Genomic DNA, 14,188 nt, shown 5'->3' on the forward strand with positions numbered 1-14,188 from the left:
GCTCCTCCTGGCTCAGGTGATCTCGATGAGCGGGTGCGTCCGGGCGTAGACGTCGGGGTCGAAGTCGCCGGCCACCGGGGCGGCCACGGCCGCCGCGCCGAGCGCCGCGGCCGTGCGCAGCCGCTCGGGCCACGCGGTGCCCTCGACCAGGCCGAGCGCGAGCCCGGCCACCAGCGAGTCCCCGGCGCCCGTCGGATTGCCCTCCACCCGGTACGGCATGCGGGCCCGGAACGTCCCGTCGGGCGTGACCGCGTACAGGCCCTCCTCGCCGAGCGAGACGACCACGGACTCGGCCCCGAGGGCCCGCAGGTGCGCGGCCCCCTCGACCGGGTGGCCGTGCGGCGGCACGGCGCGGGCCAGCTCCTCGGCGTTGGGCTTGACGATGGCGGGACGGCCGCCGGGCGCGTGCCGGAGCGCCGCGCCGTCGGCGTCGACGATCGCCGGCACCTTGTGCTCGGCGGCCAGGGCGGCGAGCTCCGCGTACGTGCCGGCCGGGACGCCCCGGGGCAGGCTGCCCGAGATGACCACGGCGTCCGCCCGCTCCAGCAGCGACGCGTACACGCGGCCGAACTCCCGCAGCTCCGCCTCCGACACCTCCGGGCCGGGCTCGTTGAACAGCGCCGCCCCGCCGCCCCCGCCCGCGACGGCCAGCGTCGTACGGGACTCGGCGGCGATCGGGACCAGCGCCCGGGGCAGCCCGGCGGCCTCCAGGTCGGCCTCGATGGCGCGTCCGACGGGGCCGCCCGCCAGGCCGGTGACCAGCACCTCCCGGCCGAGCCCGCGCAGCACGCGGGCCACGTTGACGCCCTTGCCGCCGGCCCGGCGGTGCACGGACCGGACCCGGTTGACCCCGGTCCAGTCGATCTCGGGCACCTGGTAGGTGACGTCGAGGGCGGCGTTGAGCGTCACGGTGAGGATCATCAGGGCTCCGTGTGCCAGGCGCCGCGCCGCATCACGCCGGCCACCTCCAGCTCGTCGGTGAGCACGACCAGGTCGGCGGCCTTGCCGGCGGCGATCGAGCCGATCGTGTCGTCCAGCCCGAGCACGCGGGCCGGGGTGAGCGAGGCCGTCACGGCCGCCTCGGGCAGCGTCAGGCCCACCTCCTGGACGGCCCGCCGGAAGGCGACGTCCATGGTGAGCGTGCTGCCCGCGATCGAGCCGCCCTCGGCCAGCCGGGCGACGCCGCCGGACACGGTGACCCGCAGCGCGCCGAGCACGTAGTCGCCGTCACCGTGTCCGGCCGCCGCCATCGCGTCGGTGATCAGCACCGTGCGGTCCGGGCCCGCCGCCGAGCAGGCCAGCCGGACCATCGCCGGGTGCACGTGGACGCCGTCGTTGACCAGCTCGACCGTGACCCGCTCGTCCTGCAGGAGCGCGGCGACCGGGCCGGGGGAGCGGTGGCCGAGCGGCGGCATCGCGTTGTAGAGGTGGGTGGCCACGCTCGCCCCCGCCTCGATGCCGTCGAGGGTCTGCTCGTAGGTGGCGTCGCTGTGGCCGAGCGCCGCGAGCACGCCGTGCTCGCGGGCCGCGCGGATGGTGTCGAGGGCGCCCGGCAGCTCGGCGGCGATCGTCAGCATGCGGACGTGGCCGCGGCCGGCCTTCACCAGCCGCTCGAACTCGCGCGGCGACGGCTCGCGCAGCAGCGCGGGGTCGTGCGCGCCGCAGCGGGCCGCGGAGATGTACGGGCCCTCGAAGTGCAGGCCGGCGAGCAGGCCGTCGTCGCACAGGTCGGCCAGCGACGACGCGGCGGCCTCCAGGTCGGGCACGGTGGCCGTGACCAGGCTGGCGACCATGGTGGTGGTGCCGTGACGCCGGTGCAGCTCCACGGCGGCCCGCGCGCCGTCCTGGTCGCCGGTGGGGAAGGAGCCGCCCGCGCCGCCGTGGTTGTGGATGTCGACGAAGCCGGGCACGACGTACCGGCCGCCCAGGCTGTGGCCGGCACGTGGCGCGCGGCCGCGGCCGACGTGCGTGATGCGGCCGTCCTCGACGGTCAGCCAGCCGTCGTGGACGCCTTCGGGGGTGACGACGCGGGCGTCGGCGAGAGTGAGGCTCATGAGGAAAGAATCACAGATCGCGTGAGGTGCAACGGCTCGTCGGGGTCGAGACCGCGGGCGGCGGCGCGGGCGACCGCGACGCGCTGGGCGCGGACCAGCTCGGCCATCGGGTCGAGCCCGCTCTCGTAGAAGGTTCCGCCGGTGGCCTCCACCTGCTCGCGCAGGCCCTCGGGGGCCTTGCCGAGCATCCAGGTGACGCGGCCGGGCCCGGCGATGCTAATCGGGCCGTGCCGGTACTCCATCGCCGGGTACGCCTCGGTCCAGGAGCGCGACGCCTCGCGCATCTTCAGCGCGGCCTCCTGCGCGAGGCCCACCGACCAGCCGGCGCCGAGGAAGCTGAACTGCTCGGCCTCCACCAGGGCCGGGTCGAGCGGCGCGGCCAGCACGTGCTCGGCGTCGGCGATGGCCGGGCCGAGGTCCTCGCCGAGGCTGGCGCGCAGCATCGCGAGCTGGGTGGTGGCGAAGCGGGTCTGCACGACGGAGCGCTCGTCGGCGTAGTCGAGCACGATCACCTGGCCGGCCGCGGTCATGATCGGAGTGTCGGGGTCGGCGGTGATGGCCGTGGTGGGCGAGCCGGTCCGGGACAGGAACTCCAGCACCTCGGTCGTGGTGCCGGAACGGCTCAGCGCGAGGATCCGGTCGTAGCGCCGGCCGGCGGGCGCCTCGGAGGCGGCGAACGCGTCGGTCTCGCCCTGTCCGGCTCGCTCGCGCAGGGTCGCGTACGCCATGGCGATGAACCAGGAGGTGCCGCACCCGACGACGGCGACGCGCTCGCCGGGGACGGGCAGCGCGCCCGCCGGCACGTCGGCGACGGCGCGGCGCCAGCACTCCGGCTGGGAGGCGATCTCGGCTTCGGTGTGGGTGGTCACCACTTACCTCCCGGTACGGAGTTTGCTTGTTCCTGTCCTTTTTATAGCAGAACAGAGCAGAACTGTGCAGGTGTGGCTGGCCCGATCCCCGGTGTGCGAGGCTGGCAGCTGACGGAGCCCCGAGGAGGCGAGCGTGTCCCGATACGACCGGTGGAACGCCATTCTTGAGCTGCTCGCTCAGGAGGGCCGCCTGTCCGTCGAGGAGGCCGCGCAGGCACTCGACGTCTCCGCGGCGACCATCCGCCGCGACTTCGACCAGCTCGCCCAGCAGCAGATGCTCATGCGCACGCGCGGCGGCGCCGTCGCGCAGAGCGTCAGCTACGACCTGCCGCTGCGCTACAAGACGGCCCGGCACGCCGACGAGAAGCACCGCATCGCCGCGGCCGCCGCCGGGCTGGTCTCCCCCGGGGCGGTGGTCGGCATGAACGGCGGCACCACCACCTCCGAGCTGGCCCGCGCGCTCGCCACCAGTCCCGCGCTGGAGTCGGGGTTCACGGTCGTCACCAACGCCCTCAACATCGCCTCGGAGCTGACCGTCCGCCGCCACGTCAAGATCGTGGTCACCGGCGGCGTGGCGCGCCAGCAGTCGTACGAGCTGATCGGCCCGCTCGCCTCCGGCGTGCTGGAGCAGGTGACGCTCGACGTGGCCTTCCTCGGCGTCGACGCCATCGACGTGGACCTCGGGGCCTCGGCCCACCACGAGGGCGAGGCGAGCGTCAACCACCTGCTCATCAGCCGCGCCCAGCACGTGGTGGCCGTGGCCGACTCCTCCAAGGTGGGCGGCCGGGCGTTCTCCCGGATCTGCCCCATCGGCGAGATCGACACGCTCGTCACCGACGACCGGCTCTCCGACGACGAGGCCGCCCGGCTCACCGAGGCGGGCGTCAAGGTGGTCCGCGCCTGACCGCTCCGGTGTGGCCAGGGCAACACCCCCGGCGTTACATGCCGTTCGGCGGGCGGGTAGGTATGGGAGCGCAAGCGGACGAAGCCCGTACCCAGGGAGTGTTATGACGTCGGGAAGGGGCGAGGCCCGGCTCGGGCCCGCCGAGCGGACGGCGGCGCTCGCCCGGATGAGCGCCGAGGAACTGGACGTCGTCGTGGTGGGAGGCGGCGTGGTCGGTGCGGGCGTCGCCCTCGACGCCGCCACCCGGGGCCTCGACGTCGGGGTGGTGGAGGCGCGCGACTTCGCCTCCGGCACCTCCTCCCGCTCCTCCAAGCTGATCCACGGCGGGCTGCGCTACCTGGAGCAGCTCAACTTCGAGCTCGTCCGCGAGGCGCTGCAGGAGCGCTCCCTGCTGCTCCAGCGGATCGCGCCGCACCTGGTGCGGCCCGTGCCGTTCCTCTTCCCGCTGACGCACTTCGGGTGGGAGCGGCCGTACGTGGGGGCCGGGGTCGCGCTCTACGACACGCTCGGGTTCGCCTCGGGGCACACCCGGGGCGTTCCGGGACACCGGCACCTGTCCCGCTCCAGGGCGCTGCGGCTGGCGCCCGCGCTGCGGAAGTCCGCGTTCACCGGGGCCGTGCAGTACTGGGACGCGCAGGTCGACGACGCCCGCTACGTGATGACGCTGCTGCGCACGGCCGCCTCCTACGGCGCGCACGTCGCGCCGCGCGCCCAGGTCGTCGGGTTCCTGCGCGAGGGCGAGCGGGTCACCGGGGTGCGGGTGTGCGACCTGGAGAGCGGCGACGAGTTCGAGATCCGCGCCCAGCAGGTCGTCAACGCCACCGGCGTGTGGACCGACGACATCCAGGAACTGGTCGGCGGGCGGGGACAGATCCACGTGCGCGCCTCCAAGGGCATCCACCTGGTGGTGCCGCGCGACCGCATCCACTCCTACACCGGAATCATCCTGCGCACCGAGAAGTCGGTGCTGTTCGTCATCCCGTGGGGCCGGCACTGGATCGTCGGCACCACCGACACCGAGTGGACCCTCGACAAGAGCCACCCCGCCGCCTCCCGCGCCGACATCGACTACCTGCTCGACCACGTCAACGAGGTCCTGTCGGTGCCGCTGACCCGCGACGACGTCGAGGGCGTCTACGCGGGGCTGCGCCCCCTGCTGTCTGGCGAGTCCGACGAGACCTCGAAGCTGTCGCGCGAGCACGTCGTCGCCCACCCGGTGCCGGGGCTCGTGATGATCGCCGGGGGGAAGTACACGACGTACCGGGTCATGGCCAAGGACGCCGTGGACGCCGTGGCGCACGGGCTCGACCAGCGCGTCCCGGCGTCGTGCACCGACCGGATCCCGCTCGCCGGCGCCGAGGGCTACCAGGCCCTGTGGAACTCCCGGCACCGCATCGCCCACGACTCCGGCCTGCACGTGGCCCGCATCGAGCACCTCCTCCAGCGGTACGGCTCGCTGATCGACGAGGTGCTGGAGCTCATCCGGGACGACCGGACGCTGGCCAGGCCGCTCAACGGCGCCGACGACTACCTGCGCGCCGAGATCGTCTACGCCGCCACCCATGAGGGCGCCCGGCACCTGAACGACGTGCTGACCCGCCGCACCCGCATCTCCATCGAGACGTTCCACCGGGGCCAGGCCGTCGCCCAGGAGGCCGCCGAGCTGATGGCCGGGCCGCTCGGCTGGGACACGGAGCAGGTCAAGGCGGAGGTCGAGTACTACACCAAGCGGGTGGAGGCCGAACGCCTCTCCCAGGAGCAGGACACCGACCAGGAAGCCGACGCCATCAGGCTGGGCGCGCCCGAGATCGTCCCGGTCGTGACCCCGGAACGCCCCTGATCCTGCTCTCTTCTCAGGCTGTCCGACGTGTCATGTGCATGTGCCAGTTGGTGATCCACGTCCGTCCGTCGTCCACGGAGAACGCCTGCTCCCAGTGGGCGGTGTCCGGCGTGATCTCCGACCAGACGAAGCGGACCTTCACCTTCCGGCCGTCATGCTCGTCGTCCCCGTGGAAGACGCCGATGCCGTCGTCGCTGAAGCGGCCGGTCACGGGCGGGAAGAGGGTGCCGGTGCGCTTGCTCGCCCAGTACAGCGACCACGCGTCGGTCGCGGGGTCGTACAGCCGCAGGGTCAGTCCGGCGAACTGCTTGGTCGGAAAGTCGATCTCGTCGAAGCTGGCCCGGCCGTCGAAGTGCGCGGAGGCGCGGGTGACCCCCGGGAACTCCTCCCAGCGGTCGTCGCCCTCGGTGGGGTCGAGGAAGTCCTTCCGCCAGCGGTTCACGACGTCATAGGTGCCGGTGAGGAAGCCGAAGCCCGTGCTGTTGTCCATGCGGAGGACACTAGGGCCGGGACACTGACAACTACTGTCAGCGATACCCCAGCTTCTCCGGCGGCGTGAACCCGTCCGGCCCCCGGCCCGACTGTTCAGGGTGACGGGAGGCGAGATGACCGACGCGCTGCACGCCCGGCGGGCCGACGACGTGGCGCAGGAGCGTCCGGGGGAGGCGGTCACGCCGACACACCCGGCCACATCGCCGCCCGTCCTGTCAAGAGGGCCCGGTGTGTCGTGGGTGGCGGCGTGGCGCTCTGACCAGGGCATTACCTTCCTGGCGTCGCCGTGGTGTCCCTTGCATCTCTCCTGTGCGTACGGTTACCGTATGAATACTCTGAGTGAACGCAGAGACGTATCGGGAGGATCATCGTGAAGAGAATCGCCCTCGTCCCCGTGCTCGCGGCCGCCATGGTCGCGGTCATGGGCAGCGCCGCCTACGCCTCGCAGTACATCGCCTACGAAGGCCCCGGCTTCACCGGCCGCCAGCAGTTCATCGACGCCTGCGGGCCGTCCAACATCCACTATCACGGGTCCTACAAGTGGTACGGCGACGGCCAGAGCGGCCGCATGTACAACCAGCCCAACACGCAGGGCGTGATGCACTTCGAGCTTCCCTCCAACCGCAACGCCGAGCAGCGCACCCCTGTGGGCTGGCGGAGCATCTTCATCGTGTGCTGACCCTCCTCTCGCGAGGACCGGGGCGCCCGCCGGACCCCACCCGGCGGGCGCCCGCCCGTGTCGCGGGTGCGCGCCGGATATCCTCGGAGCGGCCGCGACCACAGGCGACCGAATCGGAGTGAGCCGCATGGAAATCTGGATCAACCCGCAGTGCTCCAAGTGCCACTCCGCGCTGAGCCTGCTGGACGCCGCGAACGCCGACTACACCGTCCGGCACTACCTCGACGAGCCGCCGACGGCCGAGGAGCTCACCGCGGTGCTCGCCCGGCTCGGCCTGGAGCCGTGGGACATCACCCGCCACGGCGAGCCCGTCGCGGACGAGCTCGGTCTGGCCGGCTGGCCCCGCGACGCGGAGTCGCGGCCGCGCTGGATCGAGGCCCTGGCCGCGCATCCCGCGCTGATCCAGCGCCCGATCATCACCGCCGACGACGGCACGGCCACCGTGGCCCGCACCCCCGAGGCCGTCCGCGCCGCCCTGGGACCCCCCGACACCCGGCCCTGAAGCCTGGCCTTCCGGCACCCCAACCACCAAGATCTTCCTCATGCAGATCGGGTTCGCGGTCCCCCAGTACGGCGTCTTCGCCGATCCGGACTTCATCCGCCGGGCGAGCGCGGACCTGGAGGCCATGGGCTACCACAGCTTGTGGGCCGGTGACCGGGTGCTGGTGCCGCTGGAGCCCAGCGACCGCTACCCGGGCGGGGACGGCGAGATCCCTCCGGCGTTCACCCGGTTCTTCGACCCGCTCGCGGCGCTGACCCTGGCGGCGGTGAGCACCCGCGACGTGCGGCTGGGCACCAGCGCGCTCAACGCCCTGTGGCAGCCGCCGGTCGTGCTCGCCCGCGCCCTGGCCTCCCTCGACCTGCTCAGCCACGGTCGGCTGGACGTCGGCATCGGGCTCGGCTGGCTGCGCGACGAGTACACCGCGACCGGAGTGCCGTGGCGGGGCAGGGGGCGGCGGCTGGAGGAGACGCTCGACCTGATGGAGGCCCTCTGGGCCGACAAGGTGGTGGAGCACGAGGGCCCGCTGTGGACGGTGCCGCCGTCCCACGTCGATCTCAAGCCCTTCCAGCACCCGCGCCCGCCGATCCTGCTGGCCGGGTTCACCCCGGCGGCGCTGGAGCGGGTCGGCCGGCGCGCCGACGGCTGGCTGGGCGCGGCGATGCCGCCGGCGTACCTGACCTCACTGTGGGAGGTGGCGCTGCGGGCCGCCGAGCGGGCGGGCCGGGACCCGTCGGCCCTGCGCATGGTGGTGCGCGTCAACCCGGTGATCACCGACGCGCCGGCGCCCGCCGACCGGGTGCCGCGCGCCGGGACCGTCCGCCAGCTCGCCGGCTACCTGCTGGGCCTGACCGAGCTGGGCGTCCACGAGGCGTTCGTGGACGTGCAGCCCGCGGAGTCCTCGCAGGCGCGGTTCATGGAGGTCGCCCACGAGCTCATCGGCCTGCTGCGCGCCGGCTGAGGTTCGAAGGGCGGGGCGCGGTGCCCCGCCCTCCCGGTCAGTTGAACGGGATCCACGACCGCTGGGCCAGCGAGGCGGCGTCGTTGACCTGGACGCCCGTGTCCGAGAGCGTCCAGACGGCGTCGCCGATGACCATCGAGCGCTGGATCCCCGGCTGGTAGACCATGTCCGACTGGCGCTTGCGCGGGTGCTCGATCATGCCTGCCCGAGTGATCGCGGAGTCGGTGATCTTCAGGACCACTGCGCCGTTCCGCTCGGTCCCCTGCCCGTACGTGTTGAGCGGGATGACCGCCGTGCCGGTCTTGGGCCAGTACAGGAACGCGTGCGGATCCCACTCGGCCTCCGAGCCGGAGTCCTTCTGGAAGAGCTGCGACAGGCGGCGCGGGGCGGCCGGGTCGCTCACGTCGAACAGCGAAACCTGCGTGCCCATCGTGCGGCCCTTCTCGCTGGCCTCCTGGCCGATGCCGATGAGCCGGCCGTCGCCGGCCGGGTGAAGGTACGCGGAGTAGCCGGTGATCTTCAGCTCACCGGTGGCCTTCGGCGCGGCCGGGTCGCGCAGGTCGAGCGTGTACAGCGGGTCCACCTGCTTGAACGTCACGCAGTAGCCCACCGGCCCGACGAAGCGGACCGAGTAGATGCGTTCGCCCTTGCCGAGGCCGCCGACCTGGCCGGCCTCGCCCATGTCGGACGTCCTGAGCACGTGGACGCCGCTCTCGCTCCGCTCGCCGTCGGCCGAGGTGACGGTGGTGGCGACGCGCAGGTGGCCGTCGTACTCGGACATGCTGTACTGGTTCAGCAGCCGGCCCGGCACCTTGCCCGAGGCCGCGTAGACCGGCGCGCCGGGGCTCCCGATGTCGAAGCGGTGGACCTCGGTCTCCTCCGGCGGGATCGTCGGGGTGCGGACGGCCTTCGGGGACTCCGCGGGGGTTCCGGTCGGGGAAACGCTGGACGTCGGGGTGACGCTGGGGGTCGGGGTGGCGGGGGGCTCGCTGGGGGTGGGGTCGTCGGCCGGGGCCTGGGCCGTGCCGCTCGGCGCGTCCGGCACCGGCGCCGCGTCCTCCATGACCGCCGGGTCCACGGGCCACCAGCGCGGGTTGCTGGCCACGTACAGGCTCTGGCCCGTGCCGTACACGATGTCGCCGTCCGCGGCCAGGGTGATCGGGTCGGTGCCCGCGTCGGTGACGCCCCGCGCGAGGTCGATGGTGTGCACGGTCAGCAGCGAGGCGCCGGTGTAGTCGGCGGGGTGGCTGACCCGCTCGCACGGCACGGACACCTCGCGCTTGGCGCCGGACGCGTCGGTGATCTCGGTCTTGGGCTGCCACGCGCCGATGGGCGCCTTCCGGACCGCCTCCTGGTTGAGCCTGCGCCGTTCGACGTCCGTGGCGTCGTCCTTGGCCTGGGGCAGCGTGATCTCCGGCTCGGAGCGGGTGACGATCCTGATGACCGAGCCGACCATCCGGGCGTCCACGTACCGGCCGCGCGGCCTGATCGTGGACAGCACCTTCGGCTTGCCGCTCAGGTCGACGAGGACGTACCGGGTGTCGGCCGTCATGGGGGCGATCGACTTGTACATGATGTCGCCGCCGCGCAGCAGCACCAGCGCCCGGTCGCCGGACATGAGCAGGTCGGCGGGCAGGTAGCCGGGCTCGTCGTTCCCGGTCAGCTTGAGCTTGGCCGTGACCTCGCGCGTGGCGGCGTCGATGATCCGCAGCGTGCCGCCGGTGACCGTGACGACGCGGGCGCCGTCGGTCTTGACCAGGTCGGGCTCGTCCACGCCCGCCTCGTGGGTGTTCGTGGTGGAGTGCTCCTGGGCGCCCGTCGACTTGGCCTCCGGCACGGCGGCCCTCGCGGTGTCCTGCCGCGCCATCAGCATGGGGCCGCCGAAGCCCCACGGCCCGACGGTGCGCGCGGCGTGCTCGCGCAGGCCGGCCAGCATGTCGTCGCATCCGGTGTACGCCACCAGCCGCACGGCCCCGAGGGGGCGCGGGGCGGGGGAGGTGGTGCCGGGCCCCGCCTCCCCGGCCGGGGAGGTGCAGGCGGCGGCGGCCGTGACGAGTGCGAGGGCGGCCGTCGCCGTACGGGTCAGGGTCTTCATGACCACCATCACGGATGGGCGAACGCGACGGTTCAGCCGCCCTTGCCGGGGTTGACGGTGAAGACCGGGCTGAAGTCGAGATTGTCCGGGACTTCCAGCAGCTTGCGCACCAACCGGCCGTCGAACCCGACGACCTGGATCTGGTCGGTGGAGGCGTTGTCCTGCTCCCAGCAGTAGAGGTGGGTCTCGTCGAACCAGCCGAGCACCTTGTCGCAGTCGGAGGAGAACGTCCGCACGCGCTCGCCGGTGGCGGAGTCCCACACGCAGTGGTCGCCGTCGCCGCCGCCCGGGCAGTTCGTCACGAACGCCTTGCCCGACGGCGAGAAGATGTCCTGCGTGCCGGACGCGAGCGAGCCGACGCCCGGCACGTCGCGCACGGTCTTGCCGGCGGTGTCGTAGAAGCGCAGCCCCTTGCCGGAGCCGTACAGGTTGACCACGCCCCGCTGCTCGGCGTCCCAGCCGAACCCGGTGTCGGGCTGGGCGGCGCCGCTCGGCAGCCGCACCACGCCGGCCTTCGCCTCGGACACGTCCACCAGGACGAACCCCGGGTACAGCCAGTCCTCCTTGCCGCCGGCGTCCTTGGTCTCCCTCTCGATGTTGAGCAGCAGCTTGGAGCCGTCGCGGGACCACGCCCGGATGCTGCTGATCTGCGGCTTGCGCACGGTCTTGACGGTGGACGTCGCACCTGAGGAGCGGTCGGTGATGATCACCGAGTCGTAGCCGTCGCCGGTGTACTTGCGGCCCCGCGAGGCGAGGTAGCGGCCGTCGGGGGAGACCAGCGTCTCCCAGTTCCCGCCGTACTTCTGGAAGCCGCCGCCCTTCAGCGTCTTGCGGGCGTAGTCGATCCAGTCGTCGGACTTCTTGTCGTAGACCTCGTACGAGGTGAGCGTGACCGGGTCGGCCGGCAGCTCGTACAGGTAGATGGAGCCGCCCGAGAGCCGCTTCTTGACGGGGGCCTGCGTGACGCGGTCGGTCGGCGTGGCGGTCGAGCGCCTGGACGATCTCGTGGCCGAAGGGGTCGGCGTGGCGGATGACGCGGTGGTCGTCGCCTTGCGCTGGGACACGATCACCGCGACGCCCGCCAGCAGGAGCAGCGTGACGACCGCGGTCACGCCGACGATCACCGGGGCCCGGCTCTTGCGGCGCGGCGGTGAGCCGGGGACCATCGGCGGCGGAGGGGGCGGAGGGGCGGAGAAACCGGGGCCCGGCACCGGGCCCGACGGCGGACCCTGCGGGAAGGGACCCCACGGCGGCGGCGCCTGCTGGAACTGGCCGCCCGGCCCCGCCCGACCGGGCGCCGAGGGCTGACCCGGCTGCCCGTGCGGCGGGTGCGACGCCGCCTGGCCGAGCGGCGGCACCGGCTGGCCCGGCTGCTGGATGAGCCGCATGAGCACCTGCTCGGCCGTCGGCCGCCGCGCCGGGTCCTTGTCGAGGCAGGCCGCCACCAGCTCGCGCAGCGGCCCGTCGAGGACCCCGATGTCGGGCGGGTTGTTGAGCACCCGGTTGATCACGGCCGGCATCGTGTCGCTGCCGAACGGCGCCCGGCCCGACGCCGCGTACACCATGGTGCTCGCCCACGAGAACATGTCCGCGGCCGGCCCGGCCGGGTGGCCGAGGATCTGCTCGGGCGGCATGTACGACGGCGTGCCCACCGGCATGCCGCTGATCGTCGAGGTGGCGTTGAGCGCGCGGGCGATGCCGAAGTCGATGACCCGCGGCCCGTCGGCGCCGAGGATGACGTTGGCCGGCTTGACGTCGCGGTGGACGATGCCCGCCTGGTGGATGGCCGCCAGCGCGGTGGCCGTGCCGATCGCCAGCCGGTGCAGGGACGCCCCGGCGCGCGGCCCCTCCTCCTGCACGATCCGCTGGAGCGACGGCCCTTCGATGAACTCGCTGACGATGTACGGCCGGTCCTGCTCGACGCCCGAGCTGAGCACGGCCGCGGTGCAGAAGGGCGCGATGCGCTGGGCCACCTGTGCCTCGCGCAGGAACCGCTCGACGCTCACCCGGTCGGCCGCGAGGTCGTGGCGCAGCCACTTGACGGCAAGCTGCGTGCCCGCGGGGTCCTTGGCCAGGTAGACGACGCCCTGGCCGCCCTCGCCGAGCCTGCCGGTGAGCTCCAGGCCCGCGAGCCGTTGCGGGTCGCCGGGTCTGAGCGGAGCGATGGAAGGCATGAGGGGATTGTGGCCCTTAGCCGTTCAACCGCAAAAACTACCGGTCGGTAGCAACTCGGGAATATCCTCTGACCATGCACGTGACGACGCCTGAGCGCGTGACGACGGCCCACGTGACCTCCAGCGGGGAGACCCGGGAGATCAGCACGCCGTTCACCGGCGAGCCGCTGGCCCGGATGCCCCTCTCCAGTGCCGACGACGTCAGCCGCGCCCACGCCCGGGCCCGCGCGGCCCAGGCCGAGTGGGCGGCGCGGCCGGTCGCCGAGCGTGTGCGCCCGTTCCTGCGGCTGCACGACGCGCTGCTCGACCGCCGCTCCGAGATCCTCGACATCCTGCAGGACGAGACGGGCAAGGCCCGCCGGCACGCCCTGGAGGAGGTGCTGGACGTCGCGGGCTGCGCGCTCTACTACGCCCGCCGCGCGCCGCGCCTGCTCGCCCCGCGCCGCCGGCAGGGGGTCTTCCCCGTGGCCACGCGGGTGAGCGAGCTGCGCGCCCCGAAGGGGGTGGTCGCGCTCGTCTCGCCGTGGAACTACCCGCTCTCGCTCGGCGTCACCGACGCCGTGCCCGCCCTCCTCGCGGGCAACGCGATCGTCCACAAGCCCGACACGCAGACGGCGCTGTCCACGCTGTGGACCATCGACCTGCTGGCCGAGCTGGGCATGCCCCGCGAGATCTGGCAGGTCGTGCTCGGCGAGCCGGCCGAGGTCGGCGAGGCGCTGCTCGACGGCGCCGACTACGTGGCCTTCACCGGCTCCACCCGCGGCGGCCGGAAGATCGCCGAGGAGGCCGCCAAACGGCTCATCGGCTGCTCGCTGGAGCTCGGCGGCAAGAACCCGATGCTGGTCCTCGACGACGCCGACCTCGACCGCGCCGTGCAGGGCGCCGTGCGCGCCTGCTTCACCAACGCGGGCCAGCTCTGCCTGTCGATCGAGCGGCTGTACGTCCACACAAGCGTCTTCGACGCCTTCGCCGAGCGCTTCGCCGCCCAGGCGCGCGCCATGCGGCTGGCCGCCGGGCACGACTGGTCGGCCGACATGGGCTCGCTCACCTCGCGGCGGCAGCTCGACACCGTCACCGCACATGTGCAGGACGCGCTGGCCAAGGGCGCCACCCTGCTGGCCGGCGGCAGGGCCAGGCCCGACGTCGGGCCGCTGTTCTACGAGCCGACCATCCTCACGGGCGTCACCGAGGACATGGACCTGTGCCGCGACGAGACGTTCGGCCCGGTCGTCGCCCTGCACCCGTTCGCCTCCGACGACGAGGCCGTGGCGCTCGCCAACGACACCGTCTACGGGCTCAACGCCTCCATCTGGACCTCCGACCCGGCGCGCGGCCGCGCCCTTGCCGCCCGTGTCCGGGCCGGCACGGTCAACATCAACGAGGGGTACGGCGCCGCGTACGCCTCCTACGACGCGCCGATGGGCGGCATGAAGGCGTCCGGCCTCGGCCGCAGGCACGGCGCCGAGGGGCTGCTGCGCTACACCGAGGCGCAGACCGTGGCCGCGCAGGCGCCGTGGCTCGGGTTCGAGCCGCCGGGTGGCATGCCGTACGAGAAGTGGGCGGGCGTCCTCGCCACCACGCTCAAGACCATGCGCCGCCTGCGCCTGAAGTGACGCCGGGG

At 73.2% G+C, this 14,188-nt stretch carries 12 protein-coding genes; 6 read left to right on the forward strand and 6 right to left on the reverse strand.

Going from position 1 to position 14,188, the window contains the following annotated elements; translation table 11 throughout:
• Positions 1–12 precede the first annotated feature (12 nt).
• From AB0H81_RS08425 to AB0H81_RS08435, 3 genes are read right to left on the reverse strand one after another with little or no spacing between them, the layout of a single operon-like run.
• Positions 13–921 (reverse strand): 1-phosphofructokinase family hexose kinase, encoded by a 909-nt coding sequence (locus tag AB0H81_RS08425; RefSeq protein WP_358370975.1) that lies wholly within the window; start codon positions 919–921, stop codon positions 13–15.
• Positions 921–2,054, reverse strand: a complete 1,134-nt coding sequence (gene nagA / locus AB0H81_RS08430; RefSeq protein WP_358370978.1) for an N-acetylglucosamine-6-phosphate deacetylase — start codon at positions 2,052–2,054, stop codon at positions 921–923. Before nagA ends, AB0H81_RS08425 begins: the two co-directional genes overlap by 1 nt.
• Complete coding sequence (locus tag AB0H81_RS08435; RefSeq protein WP_358370981.1) at positions 2,051–2,923, reverse strand: sugar isomerase; 873 nt, start codon at positions 2,921–2,923, stop codon at positions 2,051–2,053. Before AB0H81_RS08435 ends, nagA begins: the two co-directional genes overlap by 4 nt.
• Positions 2,924–3,056: 133 nt before the next feature.
• On the opposite strand from AB0H81_RS08435, the gene AB0H81_RS08440 reads away from it, so the two are divergent.
• Both AB0H81_RS08440 and AB0H81_RS08445 read left to right on the forward strand, forming a co-directional pair.
• On the forward strand, positions 3,057–3,827 hold the full coding sequence (locus tag AB0H81_RS08440) for a DeoR/GlpR family DNA-binding transcription regulator (RefSeq protein WP_358370983.1): 771 nt from the start codon (positions 3,057–3,059) through the stop codon (positions 3,825–3,827).
• A 103-nt stretch (positions 3,828–3,930) separates the two neighbouring features.
• Positions 3,931–5,667 (forward strand): glycerol-3-phosphate dehydrogenase/oxidase, encoded by a 1,737-nt coding sequence (locus AB0H81_RS08445; protein ID WP_358370986.1) that lies wholly within the window; start codon positions 3,931–3,933, stop codon positions 5,665–5,667.
• A gap of 13 nt (positions 5,668–5,680) precedes the next feature.
• Here AB0H81_RS08445 and AB0H81_RS08450 read toward each other — a convergent pair whose 3' ends face one another.
• On the reverse strand, positions 5,681–6,157 hold the full coding sequence (locus tag AB0H81_RS08450; RefSeq protein ID WP_358370989.1) for a hypothetical protein: 477 nt from the start codon (positions 6,155–6,157) through the stop codon (positions 5,681–5,683).
• Positions 6,158–6,529: 372 nt separating this feature from the next.
• On the opposite strand from AB0H81_RS08450, the gene AB0H81_RS08455 reads away from it, so the two are divergent.
• From AB0H81_RS08455 to AB0H81_RS08465, 3 genes are all read left to right on the forward strand, one after another.
• Positions 6,530–6,838, forward strand: coding sequence for a MiAMP1 family antimicrobial peptide (locus tag AB0H81_RS08455; RefSeq protein WP_358370992.1), 309 nt, complete (start codon positions 6,530–6,532; stop codon positions 6,836–6,838).
• Between the two features lie 127 nt (positions 6,839–6,965).
• Positions 6,966–7,340, forward strand: a complete 375-nt coding sequence (locus tag AB0H81_RS08460; RefSeq protein WP_358370995.1) for an ArsC/Spx/MgsR family protein — start codon at positions 6,966–6,968, stop codon at positions 7,338–7,340.
• 40 nt (positions 7,341–7,380) lie between these two features.
• Entirely contained in the window at positions 7,381–8,298 is a 918-nt protein-coding gene (locus AB0H81_RS08465; RefSeq protein WP_358370998.1) for a TIGR03619 family F420-dependent LLM class oxidoreductase, read from the forward strand.
• A 37-nt stretch (positions 8,299–8,335) separates the two neighbouring features.
• On the opposite strand, the gene AB0H81_RS08470 is transcribed toward AB0H81_RS08465, so the two are convergent.
• Both AB0H81_RS08470 and AB0H81_RS08475 read right to left on the reverse strand, forming a co-directional pair.
• Entirely contained in the window at positions 8,336–10,393 is a 2,058-nt protein-coding gene (locus tag AB0H81_RS08470; RefSeq protein WP_358371001.1) for a beta-propeller domain-containing protein, read from the reverse strand.
• 32 nt (positions 10,394–10,425) lie between these two features.
• Entirely contained in the window at positions 10,426–12,567 is a 2,142-nt protein-coding gene (locus AB0H81_RS08475; protein WP_358371004.1) for a serine/threonine-protein kinase, read from the reverse strand.
• A gap of 74 nt (positions 12,568–12,641) precedes the next feature.
• Here AB0H81_RS08475 and AB0H81_RS08480 point away from each other — a divergent pair, with 74 nt between their 5' ends.
• Positions 12,642–14,180 carry a succinic semialdehyde dehydrogenase gene (locus AB0H81_RS08480; protein ID WP_358371007.1) on the forward strand — a complete coding sequence of 513 codons (1,539 nt, stop codon included), beginning with the start codon at positions 12,642–12,644 and terminating at the stop codon, positions 14,178–14,180.
• Positions 14,181–14,188: the final 8 nt, after the last annotated feature.

Origin of the sequence: Nonomuraea sp. NPDC050691, assembly GCF_040654455.1 — a bacterium.
In the GTDB taxonomy this organism is placed as follows: Bacteria; Actinomycetota; Actinomycetes; order Streptosporangiales; family Streptosporangiaceae; genus Nonomuraea.